The organism is Sphaerospermopsis sp. FACHB-1094, from assembly GCF_014696195.1.
Classification (GTDB): domain Bacteria; phylum Cyanobacteriota; class Cyanobacteriia; order Cyanobacteriales; family Nostocaceae; genus Sphaerospermopsis; species Sphaerospermopsis kisseleviana.
In genome coordinates this window covers 59,466-77,569 of sequence record NZ_JACJPT010000003.1, presented here as the reverse complement: position 1 = coordinate 77,569, position 18,104 = coordinate 59,466, and the positions used below count along the sequence as shown (strand labels likewise).

21 protein-coding genes are annotated in these 18,104 nt (G+C 38.2%); 13 read left to right on the top strand and 8 right to left on the bottom strand.

What is annotated here, in order from left to right; all coding sequences use genetic code 11:
* Positions 1 to 386: 386 nt before the first annotated feature.
* The 3 genes from recF to H6F47_RS01620 form a co-directional block, all read right to left on the bottom strand.
* Positions 387 to 1,520, bottom strand: a complete 1,134-nt coding sequence (gene recF, locus H6F47_RS01630) for a DNA replication/repair protein RecF (protein WP_190346882.1) — start codon at positions 1,518 to 1,520, stop codon at positions 387 to 389.
* 352 nt (positions 1,521 to 1,872) lie between these two features.
* A complete protein-coding gene (locus H6F47_RS01625; RefSeq protein ID WP_096571007.1) occupies positions 1,873 to 4,746 on the bottom strand; it encodes a cation-translocating P-type ATPase in 2,874 nt (957 codons plus the stop codon).
* Between the two features lie 62 nt (positions 4,747 to 4,808).
* Entirely contained in the window at positions 4,809 to 4,988 is a 180-nt protein-coding gene (locus H6F47_RS01620; RefSeq protein ID WP_190647419.1) for a hypothetical protein, read from the bottom strand.
* A 47-nt stretch (positions 4,989 to 5,035) separates the two neighbouring features.
* Here H6F47_RS01620 and H6F47_RS01615 point away from each other — a divergent pair, with 47 nt between their 5' ends.
* Together H6F47_RS01615 and H6F47_RS01610 are read left to right on the top strand one after the other, a co-directional pair.
* Positions 5,036 to 6,721: a transglutaminase family protein gene (locus H6F47_RS01615; RefSeq protein ID WP_199291021.1), complete on the top strand. Its 1,686-nt coding sequence runs from the start codon at positions 5,036 to 5,038 to the stop codon at positions 6,719 to 6,721.
* Positions 6,722 to 7,111: 390 nt separating this feature from the next.
* Positions 7,112 to 7,702 (top strand): hypothetical protein, encoded by a 591-nt coding sequence (locus tag H6F47_RS01610; protein ID WP_347239057.1) that lies wholly within the window; start codon positions 7,112 to 7,114, stop codon positions 7,700 to 7,702.
* A 60-nt stretch (positions 7,703 to 7,762) separates the two neighbouring features.
* Here the strand turns inward: H6F47_RS01610 and H6F47_RS01605 are convergent, their stop codons facing one another.
* The gene (locus tag H6F47_RS01605; RefSeq protein ID WP_190346884.1) at positions 7,763 to 8,614 is read right to left on the bottom strand and encodes a PD-(D/E)XK nuclease family protein; all 852 of its coding nucleotides are present in this window, start codon (positions 8,612 to 8,614) and stop codon (positions 7,763 to 7,765) included.
* A gap of 116 nt (positions 8,615 to 8,730) precedes the next feature.
* Here H6F47_RS01605 and H6F47_RS01600 point away from each other — a divergent pair, with 116 nt between their 5' ends.
* The 5 genes from H6F47_RS01600 to H6F47_RS01580 all read left to right on the top strand — a co-directional run bounded on the left by H6F47_RS01600 (position 8,731) and on the right by H6F47_RS01580 (position 12,099).
* The gene (locus H6F47_RS01600; RefSeq protein ID WP_190647417.1) at positions 8,731 to 10,158 is read left to right on the top strand and encodes a phosphoglucomutase/phosphomannomutase family protein; all 1,428 of its coding nucleotides are present in this window, start codon (positions 8,731 to 8,733) and stop codon (positions 10,156 to 10,158) included.
* 170 nt (positions 10,159 to 10,328) lie between these two features.
* A complete protein-coding gene (locus H6F47_RS01595; RefSeq protein WP_096571001.1) occupies positions 10,329 to 10,598 on the top strand; it encodes a DUF1049 domain-containing protein in 270 nt (89 codons plus the stop codon).
* 74 nt (positions 10,599 to 10,672) lie between these two features.
* Positions 10,673 to 10,960: a BrnT family toxin gene (locus H6F47_RS01590; protein WP_190647415.1), complete on the top strand. Its 288-nt coding sequence runs from the start codon at positions 10,673 to 10,675 to the stop codon at positions 10,958 to 10,960.
* Positions 10,929 to 11,201: a hypothetical protein gene (locus H6F47_RS01585; RefSeq protein ID WP_199291020.1), complete on the top strand. Its 273-nt coding sequence runs from the start codon at positions 10,929 to 10,931 to the stop codon at positions 11,199 to 11,201. Before H6F47_RS01590 ends, H6F47_RS01585 begins: the two co-directional genes overlap by 32 nt.
* A gap of 220 nt (positions 11,202 to 11,421) precedes the next feature.
* On the top strand, positions 11,422 to 12,099 hold the full coding sequence (locus H6F47_RS01580) for a Uma2 family endonuclease (RefSeq protein WP_096570995.1): 678 nt from the start codon (positions 11,422 to 11,424) through the stop codon (positions 12,097 to 12,099).
* 66 nt (positions 12,100 to 12,165) lie between these two features.
* Here H6F47_RS01580 and H6F47_RS01575 read toward each other — a convergent pair whose 3' ends face one another.
* Positions 12,166 to 12,444 (bottom strand): type II toxin-antitoxin system RelE/ParE family toxin, encoded by a 279-nt coding sequence (locus H6F47_RS01575; RefSeq protein WP_190647412.1) that lies wholly within the window; start codon positions 12,442 to 12,444, stop codon positions 12,166 to 12,168.
* Entirely contained in the window at positions 12,434 to 12,676 is a 243-nt protein-coding gene (locus H6F47_RS01570; protein WP_137669193.1) for a ribbon-helix-helix protein, CopG family, read from the bottom strand. Before H6F47_RS01570 ends, H6F47_RS01575 begins: the two co-directional genes overlap by 11 nt.
* A gap of 347 nt (positions 12,677 to 13,023) precedes the next feature.
* On the opposite strand from H6F47_RS01570, the gene H6F47_RS01565 reads away from it, so the two are divergent.
* The 6 genes from H6F47_RS01565 (at position 13,024) to H6F47_RS01540 (ending at position 15,241) form a co-directional block, all read left to right on the top strand.
* Entirely contained in the window at positions 13,024 to 13,401 is a 378-nt protein-coding gene (locus H6F47_RS01565) for a hypothetical protein (protein ID WP_190647409.1), read from the top strand.
* A 177-nt stretch (positions 13,402 to 13,578) separates the two neighbouring features.
* A complete protein-coding gene (locus tag H6F47_RS01560) occupies positions 13,579 to 13,803 on the top strand; it encodes a DUF433 domain-containing protein (protein ID WP_096570989.1) in 225 nt (74 codons plus the stop codon).
* Entirely contained in the window at positions 13,800 to 14,132 is a 333-nt protein-coding gene (locus tag H6F47_RS01555) for a DUF5615 family PIN-like protein (RefSeq protein WP_096570987.1), read from the top strand. Before H6F47_RS01560 ends, H6F47_RS01555 begins: the two co-directional genes overlap by 4 nt.
* Positions 14,133 to 14,279: 147 nt before the next feature.
* The gene (locus tag H6F47_RS01550) at positions 14,280 to 14,534 is read left to right on the top strand and encodes a BrnA antitoxin family protein (protein ID WP_096570985.1); all 255 of its coding nucleotides are present in this window, start codon (positions 14,280 to 14,282) and stop codon (positions 14,532 to 14,534) included.
* A gap of 35 nt (positions 14,535 to 14,569) precedes the next feature.
* Entirely contained in the window at positions 14,570 to 14,896 is a 327-nt protein-coding gene (locus H6F47_RS01545) for a DUF433 domain-containing protein (protein ID WP_137668666.1), read from the top strand.
* Between the two features lie 3 nt (positions 14,897 to 14,899).
* A complete protein-coding gene (locus tag H6F47_RS01540) occupies positions 14,900 to 15,241 on the top strand; it encodes a DUF5615 family PIN-like protein (protein ID WP_096570981.1) in 342 nt (113 codons plus the stop codon).
* 141 nt (positions 15,242 to 15,382) lie between these two features.
* On the opposite strand, the gene ndhD1 is transcribed toward H6F47_RS01540, so the two are convergent.
* Positions 15,383 to 16,957: a photosynthetic/respiratory NAD(P)H-quinone oxidoreductase subunit D1 gene (ndhD1, locus tag H6F47_RS01535; protein ID WP_096570979.1), complete on the bottom strand. Its 1,575-nt coding sequence runs from the start codon at positions 16,955 to 16,957 to the stop codon at positions 15,383 to 15,385.
* A gap of 731 nt (positions 16,958 to 17,688) precedes the next feature.
* A complete protein-coding gene (locus tag H6F47_RS01530) occupies positions 17,689 to 18,024 on the bottom strand; it encodes a hypothetical protein (protein WP_190647407.1) in 336 nt (111 codons plus the stop codon).
* Positions 18,025 to 18,104 lie beyond the last annotated feature (80 nt).

Below are 18,104 nucleotides of genomic sequence, written 5' to 3'. Positions count from 1 at the left end.
ATGTAATTTTGTTCGCCATTATTGGAGATATCGGCTAACTCAACAGTCCCCACTCGCTGGGGATATTAATTGAATGGAAACGTAAAGCTAAAAAAGCTTGCACCTTGTTGATATTTAGGGTTTGCTGAATAAACCTAAAACCTTGATATATCAAAGGTTAGAGGCTGATAAACACAGAAATTAGTGCAAGGGTTTTGAAGGGTATACCGGAAAAAGTGTGCATTTTTTGGGATTTCAAGAGATGGCAAAGAAATTTTCCAATCTCCTCCTGACTCCTGACTCCTGACTCCTGACTCCTGACTCCTATGCCCTCACGGAAAGACTTTCTCAGCAACCCCTATTTAGACAATTTCAAAATAAAAAAATTTCTGGAACTCCTAACTCCCTCACGAAAAGACTTTTTCAGGAAACTCTATTTCTCCTGATTTGACAAAGAGAACTTGTGAAGATTTTAACCATTGAGAGTCAAAAGCACCCAAATGAGTAGTAGTAATTAAAGTCTGAAACCGATCTTGAATAGCATCAAGTAATTGATTTTGACGGGATAAATCTAATTCTGCTAAAACATCATCTAATAAAAGTAAAGGAGCTTCATTCACGACTTCTTCAATTAATTGTAATTCTGCTAATTTTAAAGCTAAAACTAAAGTACGTTGTTGACCTTGAGAACCATATTGACGAGCAGGAGTTTGATTAATAATTAATTCTAACTCATCCCTGTGCGGTCCAACAAGGGTAGTACCTCGGTGTAATTCAATAACAGAACGTTGTTGAATTTTCCCGAAAAAAGATTGTGTAATATCTTCATTATCATCTTTTCCTATTGGCACATTAGGAGAATAATTAATTTCCAGAATTTCTGTACTGCCACTAATACTAGCGTGCCATTTGGCAGCGATAGGTGTTAATCTTTGAATAGCTCTGTTGCGTCTTCTAATTACCTTTGTGCCGGCGTTAACTAACTGTGCATCCCAGATAGCTAATTCTTTCTCCTGACTCCTGACTCCTGACTCCTGACTTCTTTTTAAGAAAGCATTGCGCTGTCGTAATACTTGGTTATATTGATGTAAAATGTGAGCATAAACTGGTTCGAGTTGCATTAAAAGAGTATCTAACCAATTACGACGAACTTCAGGACTACCCCGCACTAATTCTAAATCTAAACTAGAAAATTCTACAGCATTTAAAACACCAAGAAAATCCATTTGTCTGCGGACTATTTCACTATTTATAGCTACACTACGGCGGCCATTTCGGCGTAAAGTTAAAGTTAAATCACTTATTCCTGAGCTTCTTTCTAGGGTAGCATTAATTTGAGCGATATCTTCACCATCTTTAATTAAATCACGATCTTTTGCCATACGGTGCGATCGCAATGTAGCTAACAACTCTACCGCCTCCAATAAATTAGATTTTCCCTGAGCATTGTTACCCACTAAAATTGTTTTAGGGGCAGTAAAATCAATTTTTTGCTCTTGGTAATTCCGATAATTTCTTAGGTGTATATTTTTAAGATACATATTTAAGCATTAAGGAGTCAGGAGTCAGTAGGGGCAAACCCCCTGTGGTTGCCCTCAAGAGTCAGGAGTTAGTAGGGGCAAACCCCCTGTGGTTGCCCTCAAGAGTCAGGAGTTAGTAGGGGCAAACCCCCTGTAGTTGCCCTCAAGAGTCAGGAGTCAGTAGGGGCAAACCCCCTGTGGTTGCCCTCAAGAGTCAGGAGTCAGGAGAAAAATCATCAAATTTTGACTATTTACTATATTCTCTTATTTAGGAATTAGTAAAAAATTTGTTCAGCAAACCATTTTAGTCATTTAAACATAGTAATAGGTAATATTGATTGATTATTACCTATTACCAATTACCAATTACCAATCAAACATTCTTCTTGCCCATAACTCGGAAGAAAATCTTTTCTCCTTCAATCCAAACAAACATCAAGGCACTGAAACCAATACAAATTAGTAACTCATTAAAAGGCAGATAATGAGTACCAAAAAAGGCTCGCAGTGGTGGAACATAAACCAGCATTAACTGTAAAATCGTAGTGGCAAGAACAGCCCCCAATACGAATTTATTAGAAAGAGGATTCATCTCTATTGTTAGCTGATTGTTAGAACGAATAGCGATCGCATGACCCATTTGGGCGAGACATAAAGTAGTAAAGACCATTGTCTTCCAGCGTTCGGGATTTAGACCTTCTCCGGTAGCTATTTGGACGTGAGAATAAGCCCATTGCATGAGAATAATTGTAATAATCGCAAATACAATCCCAATCCGCACCATGTAAGCACCCAAACCCCTGGCAAAAATACTTTCACGGGGACTAAAAGGGGGACGTTGCATCACATCTGGTTCTGGGGGTTCGACAGCTAAAGCTAAAGCTGGTAAACCATCTGTCACCAAGTTCATCCAGAGAATTTGCAAAGGTGAGAGGGGAACACCACCCAAACCTAAAAGTGGCGCTGAAGCAATGGTGAGAACTTCACCGATATTACTGCCGAGAATGTATTTGATAAACCGCCGAATATTGGTATAAACAACTCTACCTTCTTTCGTAGCTGCGACAATGGTGGCAAAGTTATCATCTAATAGCACCATATCGCTGGCTTCTTTACTGACATCTGTACCGGTGATGCCCATAGCGATACCAATATCAGCTTGTTTGAGGGCGGGTGCATCGTTAACGCCGTCTCCAGTCATGGCCACAAATCTACCACGACGTTGCAAGGCTTGAACAATTCGCAGTTTGTGTTCTGGGGAGACTCTAGCATAAATACTGACTAAATCAACTTGTTGTTCTAGTTCAGTGTCACTCATGCGCTGTAATTCTTGACCTGTGAGAACTCTAGCATCAGCATCAGCTATACCCAAGTCAAGAGCGATCGCCCTAGCTGTTAATTGATGATCACCAGTAATCATGATTGGACGAATACCAGCTTGACGACATTCTGCCACAGCCGCCCGTACTTCGGGGCGTGGAGCATCCAACATTCCCACCAAACCCAACCACACCAAATCATTTTCAGAAGTGTCTTCTGAAGCTTCGGGGGGTATTTCTGTTAAAGGTTTATAAGCAAAACCCAACACCCGCAAACCTTGAGAAGCCATTTGGTCATTAGCAGCCAGAATTTGGGCGTGTTGTTCTTCATCAATAGGAATAGAGCGATCGCCTAAATAAATGTGTGTGCAACGAGCTAAAGTTAATTCTGGTGAACCCTTAGTAAACATTAAATACTGTTTTGAGTCCACAAAACCAGCTATTACCGGATCAACCCCAGTCATCCCCGGATCACCAGTGGCCACTGCTTCCACTTGAGAAATAACACTCATGCGTTTTCTTTCAGAAGAAAAGGGAAACTCAGACACACGGGGTAACTTACTATTCCATTGATCTTTTTCAATACCAGCTTTACCCGCCAAAGTCATCAAAGCGCCTTCGGTGGGGTCGCCTAAAATTGCCCATTCTCCCGCTTCTTTTTGCAGTACCGAGTCATTACACACAGCACAAGCAACCAACAGGGCGGATATTTCTGGATGTTCTTCTAAATCGGCTTTTTGTCCATCTAACTGAAAATCACCAACAGGAGCATAACCTTCTCCTGTCACCCTAAAAGTTTTTTGATTGGTGTAGACTGACTGCACCACCATTTTATTTTGAGTTAAAGTCCCGGTTTTATCAGAACAGATGGTAGTTACAGAACCAAGAGTTTCTACGGCTGGAAGTTTACGAATTAAAGCATGATGGCGCACCATACGCTGAGTTCCCAAAGCCAGAGTTACAGTAATAACCGCAGGTAAACCTTCAGGAACTACCGCCACCGCCATACTGAGAGAAACTTCTACCAACTCTTGTAAATTTTTCCAGCCTATTCCCTTCACTAAATCATGGATCAGACCACCACCGACAACTAGAGCAACCAGCACCAAAGAACCAGATACCAACACATTACCCAGTTGAGTCATGCGTTGTTGTAGGGGAGTAGGTTCACTCTCCACCGACTGTAACATGGTGGCAATTTTGCCCAGTTCCGTTGTCATGCCGGTATTGGTAACAAGCACCTTAGCCCGGCCTTGAACAACTTCAGTACCTTGAAAAACCAAATTAATGCGATCGCCAAGTGACGTATCTTCTGGTAATGTAAGTATGGCTTGCTTATTGACAGCTTCAGCTTCACCAGTCAATGCTGACTCTCGCACTTGCAAATTAGACTGTTCTATTAAGCGTCCATCAGCAGAAACCTGTACCCCCGCTTCCAGTAGCATCACATCCCCAGGTACAAGATCCTTCCCCGCTACATCCGTCAGTTTACCATTACGGATCACGCGCACTGAGGGCGAAGAGAGTTTTTTCAGGGCGGCTAGAGCTTTTTCAGCACGGCTTTCCTGGACATAACCGAGAATGCCATTGAGAATTACAATTGCCATAATCGCAATTGTGTCTTTAAATGGAACTTCACCAGGTTTTAATGTACCTTGTTGCAACGCCAAAAAATCTAAGAAACCAGAAATAAAAGCCACACCAATCAGCATCAATAACATAATGTTAGTGAACTGATCTAGGAGAATCTCCCAAGGGCTACGGCCACCCTGTTCTTCTAGTTCGTTGGGACCGTATTTTTGCAAACGTTGTTCAACTTCTTGGGGTGTTAAGCCGCTGTCTGCATTGCTATCAAGCAGTTCTAAAGCTTTATCAACCTCCAAACCATGCCAAACTGCGGCACTTTCAGGTAAAGAATGAGCAGACATCGTGTAGGTTACAGGAAATGGTTACAAAATTCGATCATAATTTAGTGATGGCAGGATTTCCATCAATCATGTATTAGGGATCGGGGACTGGGGACTGGGGACTGGGGACTGGGGACTGGGGACTGGTGATGCAATTTTGGATTTTGGATTTTGGATTTTGGATTGTTTTTCTCAACTCCAATCGAAAATCTAAAATCTAAAATTTCCTTGTTCCCTGTTCCCTGTTCTCTTTTCCCTACCATGACTAATAACTAATGACTAATGACTAATAACTAATGACTAATGACTAATGACTAATAATATAAGTTTGACACTCCCTAGTTTGAATGTTAGCCAGATGTTTGGGCAAAAAACTATTCGACCGTTTACTGCTGCTACCCTCTATGGTATTGCTTTCATTAAAGATAAACTCATTGCTATTGACTCTATCAAGGGACATCTACTAGAGATTGACCCCATCTCTGATAACAGTAAAATTCTTAATCCCCACCAAGTTAAGGAATTTACAGATGTTACTGGTTTAGCTGTGTGGGAAGATACACTGTGGGTCAGCCGTGGTAATAGCGTTTATTTGTGTAAGTTGGGTTCTTGGGGTTTGGAGCATTTTGTTACTTTACCTTATGCGGCTGATGGTGTTGCGGTTTGGGAATCTACTGTCTATGTTAGCTGCCAAAGACTAGGTTATATTCTGATTTTTGACCAAGATACACGCAAAGAGATTACTAGATTTTATGCCCCAGGGGTGGGGAGAGAAAATTTGGCAGTCAGCGCAGAAACTCTCTGGGTTTGCGATCGCACTGAGCAAACAGTTTACTCTATGGATCGGGCAACTGGAGAAGTTCGTTTTAGTGTCCTGACTTCTTTTGCTTCTCCTACAGGTATTGCTATCCACAGTCAGGATCAAACAACAGGTAAGGATCTGCTCTACGTTGCTTACTCTACAGAAGAGCCTTATATTCGTGATAATCCCAATGCTGATCCCAATCATGAGCTAACTTATCGGGATATCACTTTTATTCATCCTCTCTACTATCACTACAACCCAGATAAACGCTACGCCTTATCTAATGGTTATTTAGTGGAAATGTCATACATAGAGGAAATTTCACCCTTAGAAGAAGTTTATTTACCCAATGTGGAATGGCGTATTGCTCTCCCCTCAGAAACAGAACGCCAAAAGGTGAAACAAGTTGAAGCTATTGGTTTACCCTTCACAGAAGAAATTATTGAAGGACAACGGGTAGCTGTATTTAACTTTGATACTCTCGTTCCCGGTGAACGTCATCTATTTGGCTGGAAGGCACTTTTAGAAGTTCGCGGTATTAAGTATCGCATTACACCCAAAGATGTAGAAGACCTCCCTGAACTAACACCAGAATTGCAAAGTCGCTATTTGGTGGATGATGATGATTTAGCAATGGATACAACCATTGTCCGCCGTGCTGCTCGTGATGCTGTTGGTTCGGAAACCAATATGTTACGAAAAATGTATAATATCCGCAACTATGTCTATGATGAGTTATCCTATGGCATTAAACCCCACATAGATACACCAGACATAGTTTTAGAACGAGGCGTTGGTTCTTGTGGGGAATATGTAGGCGTATTGCTGGCTTTGTGTCGTTTAAATGGTATTCCTTGTCGGACTGTCGGCAGGTATAAATGCCCTCCCTACGGTGAACAACAGGGAGTTCCCCTACAACCTGACTTTAATCATGTTTGGCTAGAGTTTTACATTCCTAATTTTGGTTGGCTACCAATGGAATCTAATCCCGATGATATAGGTGATTATGGTCCCTATCCTACACGCTTCTTTATGGGTTTATGCTGGTATCATATTGAAATTGGCAAAGGTGTTTCCTTTGAAACTCTTACCAGTAATGGTGAAAGACTAACCAAAGAAGAAATATCCATTGGCAATTTGGCGATTAACCATATTCGGTTTACAATTCTTAAAGAATTACCACCTATTTAATTTGGGACTTCAAAATTGACAAATTGTATTTAGTAATGGGGTATCAGGTAGGAGCAGAATTAGCTCCTAACGCCCCTGGATACGGCTGATCTGCCTAAGTTAATCAAAAGTTTAAGGTTTAGGTAAAAATTTTTTATGTAGCCTTGAATGAAAATATCAGTAATTTTTCGGGTTAAGCTGTAAAATGGTGATATGAACTGCTCATCAGGAAATATGGAAAATAAACTTTATTCAACCATTGTTTGTTAAAACTGTATCAGTCAAGTTCACAAGAAAATCGCTGAAAAGCACGGAAGCCACTTGGCTGTCTTACAGTGGAGGAAGTGCCAACGGCGAATTTATTCGCCTTGACATTTAAGTAATTTGTAAACGGTAATAAAAGTTTCCCCAGTGGAAGCTAATAGGATATTACGCCCTGTTGATAATTCTACATTATTGAGTGATAGGGATCTCTACAGTACGGTAAAACAATTTATTGGTAAAACAGATAGTAACTATACTTATCAAGAGAGAGCGCAGCAGTTCTTAAAATATATGAATCACAGGGGCAATAATTTCCATAATTTTAAGAAAGATTTACATGAGTATCTAATATCTTCCATTGATAGTAAATATGGTCAACGTCAATTTAATCAACGTTTGTCAAATCATTTACAAAATATATTACCGGATGCTGATGATCAAAAGATAAATGATTTTTTGGTTGTTAATAGCCAAGCATCACCACAACACGCAACTTTTTTAGATTTAATTAGTAATCAAAGTTCTCTAGAAACTATTGGGTTGTTGCTAAAAGTGGTGTTAATTTGCAGGAAAGTAAAACCCTATCTAGAGAAGAGATTTGGAATTTTATTTAATCATTATGAAAATGCAACTACAGATGCTATTGATTGGTTAGTAGCAACTTTAGAACAATTAAATATTGCTATGAGTATTCACTTTGGTAATATTGATTTATCGTTTTTTAAGAGATTTTGTTAGAGGGTGACAGGTGCTACGCCACGGTGACAGTAAAAAGGCAGGATGTTTTAAATTACAAAATTACGAATTACGAATTATTGGCGTTGAATGTGATTTTTCCGGGTTAAATTGAGAAAATTCACAGATTGAATTAAACGGACAAAAACGACAGTGATAACCGGGGTTAGGTGGAAAGATTTTACTAAAGTTATTGCTTGTAGCTGCATAGTTTTGTAAATCAAGTTGGTGTTTATTTGCTACATTAGCCAACTCAAATTCCAAAGATGCTAACTCATGATTATTAATAGTAATTAAATCAGATTTTTTACCAATTTCCAAATTATAAAATGATGCTACGGCAGTTTTCCCAGGATAAAGATAACGTGCAGCTAATAAATAAACTAAAGCTTGTCTTTGATCAAAATCTGACTTACCAGTTTTAAAATCTAAAATATGCAAAGTGCTATCAGACTCAATAAAAACACAGTCCATAGCTGCATATAACCGAAAACAATAATTAGCTTTTTCAATGAAAATTGGTTTAGGAAAACCTTCATCACCAGGAGTTAATTGCAGAATGCGTTTATTTAACAGCAAAGGCGATTTTTGATATTTTTGTAAAATGTGCAGTACCCGTTGCTTGACTTGAAAAGTAAAATTACTTAATTTTAACAACTGGGCTACTTTTTCCACACCATCCGATTGAGTTAACCAATGGAGATGATGATGAAATTCATAGATACCCTTTTGGGCAAGCATACCAATCCGCTGTGGTGGTGTAGCTTGGGATAATAAAGCTTTTACCTCTGGTTCATGTTGTCGTGCTTTAATGAATCCCCTTCTCATTTGACAATGCCAATGTTCTTGGCCTCTTTTGGGGGAAACTAGAGACCAAAGGTGGTAACTTACAAAGGGTCTAGCAGGGATTGACATTGCTCAGGTACAGTGAGAGAAATTACCTTGGGGATACTTGCAGGATGGTGGTTGTTCCACAAGCTTTGCGGGATGCTTCCTCATAGTAGTGATGATGCACGGGAGAGAGTAGCAAAATGAGTAACCCTAACAATTCTGGTAAAATAAAATTCGGTACTGATGGCTGGCGTGGCATTATTGCCGATGATTTTACGTTTCCTAATGTGCGGAAAGTAACTAGGGCGATCGCTAGTTATCTGGAAACTGCCTATAGTAAAGACAGACCAGTTTTAATTGCCTACGATACAAGATTTTTGGCTGATGAGTTTGCACGGACATCTGCTGCGGTTTTGGCAGATTTAGGGTGGAATGTGAAAATTACGGATCGGGATTGTCCGACTCCTGTGATTGCCTACAATGCGAAACACCTTAATTCCGCAGGGGCTTTGATGTTTACTGCTAGTCATAATCCTGCACCTTATTGTGGGATTAAATATATCCCAGACTATGCTGGTCCTGCCACTCCAGAAATTACTGATACTATTGTGGCCAATATAGAAACGGCATCGGATGAGTTACCAGGAAGTAACCCATCTGGTACGATTTCTACTTTTGATCCGAAGCCCGATTATTTGCATTTTATCTACACATTGCTGGATGTGGAAAAAATTAAGGGTGCAAATTTAAAAGTTAAGTACGATGCTCTCTATTCTACATCTCGTGGCTATTTAGATGAGGTGCTGCAACATTGCGGTACTCAGTTGGAAAGTTTCCACACTTGGAGAGATGTACTTTTTGGCGGTGGTATGCCAGAACCTAAGGGTGAACAGTTGGTGGAGTTGGTGGAAGCTGTAAAAGCTGATAAAGCTGACTTGGGTTTAGCAACGGATGGAGATAGCGATCGCTTTGGGATCGTTGATGAACTAGGAAATGTTCTCACTCCCAATACAGTGCTGTTGGTTTTAGCAAGACATTTAATCAAAAACAAAGGTAAGAGTGGTGCGATAGTGAGAACTGTGGCGACTACTCACTTGCTGGATAATTTCGCGGCTAAGTATAATTTACCAATTTATGAAACTGCGGTTGGTTTTAAATACATTGGTGAGAAAATGCGAGAAACCACCGTTTTAATTGGTGGTGAAGAGTCTGGTGGTTTAAGTGTTATTGGCCATATTCCTGAGAAGGATGGGGTTTTGGCTGATATGCTGGTGGCTGAGGCGATCGCCTATGAAGGTAAACCTTTAAGTATGTTGGTTCAGGAAGCTATTGCTGAAGCTGATGGTCCTTTATATAACAACCGTTTGGATTTACACCTGACGGAAGCTCACAAAAACGCTGTGATTGATGCCTATATCAAAAATCCTCCTTCCGAAGTAGCGGGAATTAAAGTGAAGGAAGTGGGAAGAAAGGATGGGATTAAACTGTATTTAGAAGAAGGTAGTTGGGTGTTATTGCGTCCTTCTGGTACAGAACCTTTGGTGAGAGTGTACATGGAAACCAACTCACCGGATAAACTTAGTCAGATTGCAGCGACGATGGAAGCTGAAATTGCTAAGTTAGGATAGGTGACTGGGGACTGGGGACTGGGGACTGGGGACTGGGGACTGGGGACTGGGGAAGAAAATTTTAGATTTTAGATTTTAGATTTTAGATTGGATTTGACAAAAACAATCCAAAATCCAAAATCCAAAATCCAAAATTAATAACTCCTGACTCCTTTTTTATATATAAAATTATGAAAATGTTTGTGAATTTATTTATTTCTATAGTTATAGCTGGTTGGGTGTTGGCGATCGCACTAATTTCTGTGCAGAATGCCACACTTGTATCTTTAAAGTTTTTGGTTTTTCAATCAATACAAATTCCTTTTGGTTTGATGTTGGCTTTTTGGGTAGCGGTGGGTTTGGTTGGTGGGGTGGTTTTGCAGTCTCTTTGGGGTTTGGGTGAGTTGAAGTCTGGGGTTGATGAGGAGGCGGAATTTTTTATTGATGATGAGGATTTTTAGGGTTTTTCTCACGCAAAGACGCAAAGGCGCAAAGAGGAAGAGAGAGTTAGCAATTGGTGTGGTAGATTGAGTTTATGAAGTTTGAATGGGATGAGCGTAAAAACCAAAGTAATATCACAAAGCATGGTTTTGATTTTGCTGATGCTTACCGAATTTTTAATTTACCGATGCTTGTCTATATTGATGAACGACAAGATTATGGTGAAGAAAGATATATTGGTATTGGACTACTTGATGGTAGGGTTATAGTTGTTATTTACACTGAACCTGATGTGAATATAGTTAGGATTATTTCATTAAGAAAGGCAATTTCTCATGAACGAAAACGCTATGAACAATACATCAAAAACAGATTGGGCTAGAATTGATGCGATGAGTGATGAGGAAATTGATACTTCTGATATTCCTCCTTTGTCGGATGAGTTTTTTGAGAAAGCACAGTTGCGAATGCCTCAATCACCTGTAAAAATTATGATTGAAGTTGATCCTGAAACTTTGGCTTGGTTTCAAGCACAGGGAGATAATGCTAAACAACAAATGGCGGTTGCTTTAAAGATTTATGCTGAAGCAAATAAGGCTTTTTCTGTGTCTGAGGTTAAGTAAGTTTGATGGATTTTTTTATTGATGATGAGAATTTTTAGTAGTTTTCTCACGCAAAGACGCAAAGGCGCAAAGAGGAAGAACAAAGTTTTTTTATGAGTCGGTTTTAACCGACTTTTGCTTTTAGACAGGGAATTTATTCCCTGGCTCTTATTAAAAATTAGGGTATCTATTATTTAGTGCTAAGATATTGGTAAAGTAAACAACTAACTAATTTAAAGTTATGGTTACTCAACCTCTACCCTTAAATACATCAGAGGTCATCTACCCAGACAGTGATGGACAACCAATGGCTAATAATACAGAACAGTTTCGTTGGATATTAGTTATTCAACAAAATTTAGATTGGTTATTTGCAGATAACCCTGATGTTTTTGTGGCTGGTGATTTATTTTGGTATCCCATTGAAGGGAAAAATTATATAGTCAATGCACCTGATGTTATGGTTGTATTTGGACGACCAAAAGGTAAACGCGGTTCTTATTTACAATGGCAAGAAAATAATATTGCGCCCCAGGTAGTTTTTGAAATTCTTTCTCCTAGCAATTCTCAAACCGAAATGGAGAGGAAATTGATATTTTATGAAAGATATGGAGTAGAAGAATATTATATTTATAATCCTCAAAATAATCAGTTGAGAGGATGGTTAAGAACGGAAGATGGTTTAGATGTCATTTCAGAAATGGAAAATTGGGTTAGTCCCAAGTTAGGAATTAAGTTTGATTTATCAGGGGAAGAATTACAAATTTATCGTCCCGATGGTAATAAGTTTTCTTCATATCTGGAAATTTCTCAACTTTTGGAACAAGCAGAAACAGCATTAGCCGCAGAAAGGAGAAAAACGCAACTTTTAGCTGAAAAGTTAAGGGCTTTAGGTGTGAATCCTGATGAAATAGAGTGATAATAAAAAATAAATATAGTCGGTTAAAACCGACTTTCGCTTTTAGACTCTTAATTTATTCTCTGGTTATTCTGGATAGCGTTTTGATGTATGCAAAATTCGCAGAATTTCTACAGATTCTTCTTTAACTCGGTAAATCAGAATATACGGTGAGTGAGAAATTATCAATTCTCTTGTACCTTCAATTCTGCCATTTTTACCCATAAATGGATATTTTTCTAATTGGTTGGCAGCATTTTGAATTTTGATTATTAATTCCTGTGCTGCTGTAGGATTTTCTTGAAAAACGTAGTTATGCGCCTGTTCTAAGTTACGCAGCGCCCGACGTAGCCATTTAATCTGCATTACTTAGCCTTGCAAATGTCCCTTTTACTTCTTCATCACTAGCAAAATCTCCAGCATCCGCTTCAGTAATGCCTTTTTGGATTTCTTCGATTTGCCATTGATACATCTCTAAATAAGCGTTTATCGCTTCATTGAGAATATAGCTTCTATCGCGGTTTATGCCTTTTGCTAATGCGTCAATAACGGCTTTCTTGCTGCTGTCTATTCTAAATGTAATATTTTCTTTACTCATGGTTTTGTAAGAATCTTTCGTATTGCATTATATTATATAATATAACAATGTAATTTTTTATTAGAAACCTTTTGTATTAAATTAGGACTTACGCATTGACAGAATCAACCAAATATGAGGTATGGGTTTCGGGCATTTTAACGTGATTTTTTAATTATTTTTGGGCGATCGCTATTGATCGGAAGTTAATCGCCAAAAGCCTGAAACGACGGATTTTCGTTCATGCACATCATGGTGAATTTGTACAGTGCGTAAGTCCTATAAATTATATTGCAATTTAGATAAAATCATTGACAGTGGCTTTTTTTAGATTAAATATGTTATTGGAAATTTAATTATATAAAGATATGTCTAACGACGGCAGAGAAACAACTTTTACATTTAAACGGTTATCAAGTGAATTTAATAACCTTGAAGGGTATTATAATTTATATAATGATAGATTAGCTAGTCAATTAAAAGAACTAAATTTATTAGGAGGAGACCGAACAGCAGAAAATAAAGTTTATGATCAAGCAAAAATTGTCATCTACAAAAAATGGTCATTTACAGTTAGTTTTCTACAAATGTTAAATGCTTGGCAGTGGTTTTTTGCTGGCATATTGTTAGAAAGAAACTCTTATTTGACTACTCAAGCTATGCAAATGTATTATTATACTATTTTCTTTTCTTGTGGGTCTTTTTTATCTGCACATTTTAGAGGATGTTTGAAAAGTCCCTCATGATGTATCAAAAATTTTAGATCCCCCTAAATCCCCCTTGAAAAGGGGGACTTTAATTCTATTTCCCCCCTTATTAAGGGGGGTTAGGGGGGATCTGCAAGTGTATAAAGTCACCATCTAAAACTTTTCAAACAACCTCTAACGCTAAAATAGAAAACAAAACCTACCCCTTTAAACAATATGCAGTATCAAAATATAATTACCATTGAACCAGGAAAACGAGGAGGTAAACCTTGTATTCGGGGGATGAGAATTACAGTATATGACGTTCTATCATACCTTGCATCTGGCATGACTTATGAGGAAATACTGCATGATTTTCCTTATTTAACACAAGAAGATATTTTAGCTTGTCTTAGCTATGCAGCAGATAGAGAAAGACAAATGTTGATGGTGCAAGCATGAAGTTATTATTTGATCATAATCTATCACCCCGGTTAGTAGATAAACTCGCTGCTATTTACCCCAACTCTCAGCACGTTTTTCTCTTAGGTTTAGATCAAGCGGATGATAGAATTCTGTGGGAATTTGCAAAACAAAATAAATTTATAATTGTTACCAGAGATGCAGATTTTAATGAATTAAGTATACTGCGTGGATATCCACCTAAAGTAATTTGGGTGAGACGTGGTAATTGTTCAACAAATCAAATAGAGGAAATTTTGCAATTACATTTAGAGGATATCCAAGCCTTTGCAGAAAATTCAGATTTAGGAGTTTTGACACTTTATTAAATTAAGTTAATATGATTTTGCGTGAAACAAAAAAAGAGCGAATTGCCAAAATTTTTCCATAAATTGAATATTTCTCTTCTGATAATGATAATATGTACTAATGTACATACAATAGAATTAGATAGCATAGCAGCGTAAAGATAAATTATGGAATCAGAATATGATTTTAGCCAAGGAAAAAGGGGAGCAATAGAACCAACAGCACCCGGAAAAACCAGAATTACTATTCGTTTAGATGATGAAATACTCGCATGGTTTCGAGATCAAGTTCATCAAGCAGGTGGTGGCAACTACCAAACATTAATTAACGATGCTTTAAAAGAATATATCCAACAGCGTCGTGAACCTTTAGAAGATACATTAAGGCGAGTATTACGAGAAGAATTAAAACGGATAGGCTAATGATTTCACAGCAATAAATTAATTACTTAAAAAATATGACAAACCAAGACTTAGAAACCCAACTCCTAGCACTAACCCCAACCGAAAAAGCACAAGCCATACAAATATTAACTAAAACCTTAAATCAAACTACATATCCCATTACCAAAACCCCTGGAGTTTGCGGTGGTGAAGCGTGTATTGCTAACACGCGTATTCCTATTTGGTTATTAGTAGAATCTCGACGTTTAGGTATTAGTGAAGCACAACTTTTAGATGATTATCCTCATTTAACTGCTGCTGATTTAGTCAATGCTTGGGCTTATGCAAATGCACATTCTGAAGAAATTGAAACAGCAATTCAAAAAAATGAGGCAGCGTAAATTGTGGTACGTCTTTATGCAGATGAACAATTTCCCCGCGTAGTCAGCGAATTATTACGCAATTTTGGTCATGATGTATTAACAGTGCAAGAAGCAGGGAAAGCTAATCAAAGTATTCCTGATGAAGAAGTTTTAAATTTTGCTATTCAAGAAGAAAGGGCGATTTTAACACTAAATCGCTATGATTTTATTCGACTTCACCGCTTACAACCAAATCATTCAGGTATTATTGTTTGTACAAATGATAGTGATAGAAACAGAATGTCACAACGCCTTCATGAAGCTATTTCTCAAGCAGGAAATCTAGCAGGAAAACTAATTAGAGTAGTTCGTCCTTCTATATAAACCCTAACCTTTCCTTCTTTGCGTCTTTGCACCTTTGCGTGAGATAAAAAAATTAAGTATTTTCAATAATTTTCAATAGTAGAATTGACATAAAAAAGGGCAGGTCTTAAACCCACCCTAATGATAAATTGTAACTCAGAACTATTCACCAATCACAGGCGCACTTAAAGAAACCTGTTCCACCGCTTTCTTAGCAGCTAAAGTTGGTACGGAATCCCGTAATCTTGCCGTCAATTGTACAGTAGTAGAATCGTACATTTGAGTTAGCAGTTTGGGATAAAAACCAATCCCAATAATAGGAACTAACAAACAAGCAATGATAAACACTTCACGAGGTTCAGCATCAATTAAAGCTTGGTGAGAAACTAACTCTTCGTTTTCTTGTCCGTAGAAAATTTCTCGCAACATTGACAGCAAATAAATTGGGGTTAAAATCACACCAATTGCCATCAAGAAAATAACGATGACTTTAAATGTAGGGTTATAAGCATCGCTAGTGGCAAAACCCACAAACACCATTAATTCTGCTACAAAACCACTCATTCCTGGCAATGCTAAAGAAGCCATTGAACAAGTAGTAAACATCGCAAAAATCTTCTTCATCCGCTTACCAACACCACCCATTTCATCTAACATCAGGGTGTGTGTCCGGTCATAAGTTGCACCAACCAAGAAAAATAAACTTGCACCTATTAACCCGTGAGAAACCATTTGTAAAACTGCACCACTTAAACCTAAATCGGTAAAAGAGGCTATCCCAATGGTAACAAAGCCCATGTGAGATATTGAAGAGTAGGCAATTTTCCGCTTCAGGTTACGTTGGGCAAAAGACGTTAAAGCCGCATAGATAATATTGACTACCCCCAAAATTACCAACACCGGGGCAAAATAAGCATGGGCATCAGGCAACATTTGGGCATTCATGCGAATTAAGGCATAACCGCCCATTTTCAGCAGAATACCTGCTAATAGCATATGCACAGGTGCGGTAGCTTCCCCGTGGGCATCTGGTAGCCAAGTGTGCAGAGGGATGATAGGTAACTTAACAGCGTAAGCAATTAAGAAACCAGCGTATAGTAACAGTTGTAAATTGAGGGCGTAGTCTTTGAGGGCGAGTGACTGCATATCAAAGGTGACATTATCACCATAAAACGCCATCGTCAAAGAACCGAGAAGAATAAACAGCGAACCGCCGGCGGTGTAGAGAATAAACTTCGTCGCTGCATAATGGCGTTTTTTACCACCCCAAATAGCCAGCAGTAGGTAAACCGGAATTAACTCCAATTCCCACACCAGGAAGAATAAAAGCATATCCTGGACTGCAAACACGGCAATTTGGCCACCGTACATGGCTAAAAGTAAAAAGTAAAATAGCCTGGGTTTGAAGGTAACAGGCCATGCTGCCAAAGCCGCTAAAGTGGTAATAAAACCCGTCAAAATAATCAGAGGCATGGATAAACCATCAGCCCCCACGGACCACTTCAAATCTATTTGTGGTAGCCAAGAATAACTTTCTACCAATTGTAAGTCAGGGTTAGAGAAATCATAACCCAAGTAGAAAGCGGCAATGATGAGGGCAAAATCAATCAAACCGACAATTAAGGCATACCAACGGATGGTTTTACCTTCCTTATCGGGGATGATAGGAATGAGCAGTGACGCGGCTATTGGTAAAAGAATAATCGTCGTCAACCACGGGAAATTAGTTATATTCATCACAATTTGTCTAGGATTAAAATCATCTTTGGCAAAAAGTCCTAGTTATTAATTAACAGCTTTTTACCAAATTTCCCTTTATTGTTAGGTTGATTTAATTAAATTGGCAATTTCTCATGCTACCAGATGCCCCGGTAGAGGATATTTACCGGCTGGGTTGTATCTGGTAGGTAAATTGCCCGCCAATTGGCTCTGATTGAGCTATGATGGCATCTGTTTTACATTAAATGGCAATTTTCTCAAAAAGTCCAAATTCTTTACAATTCTCAAATTTATCAATGGGTATTGACAAGATGAGAGGATTTACAAAATTTTATTTTTATTTTTATTGCAATTTTTATTTTTTTAAGTTTATCTGTGTTAATAATCAGAGATTATTTGTCAGAATCAGGATATCCAGTATTACAGGATTTGCAGGATGTTTGATATATCAAGAATAATTAAACGCAGATGACCACAGATAAACGCAGATGATAGAAGATAAATTAATGGATTTCCTGCTTTTTTATGAACAATAAATTATGGTACAGGAGCTTGTTTAGGATGTTTCCCCGCATAATAGACAACAACCTTTAATTGTTCCTCATCAGGAACATAAAATACCCTATCACCACTTGTAACGTCATACTCCCAAGCACCTTGATAAAGTACCCTTTAAGAGGATGTTTGAAAAGTCTAACTTGGGCGATTAGAAATCACATCTACACAGACAAAACCTGCCTACGCAGGTTTCAAATCCTTAATTTTTCGTTAGTCCACGCAGGTGGACTTTGCTTGTGTAGTAGTGAATTATATTCGCCGAAAAATTTTAAGACAACTTCTAAGATACATTGTTTTAGGTCAGGGCGATGGTCACGAGAATATCCTTGTGTAATCATAATTGGATGTTCTCGATTTATTCCTAATTCTTTCTCTAGATTATTTAGGCAATTATCATATTTTCCATGTAAATGTAATGAGCTTGAGTCTAAATGGGAATATTTTGTGTCTATTCCATATTTTTTTACTACTTCTAAGGCAATGATTAAGAATAGTTTAGTTAATCCATATTTATAGAGTTTATCCATGACTCTACCTATTTTATTGAAGTGCGGAATGTGGGCTATAATTTCCTGATTTATCAGACCCAAAATGCACACTTTTTCAG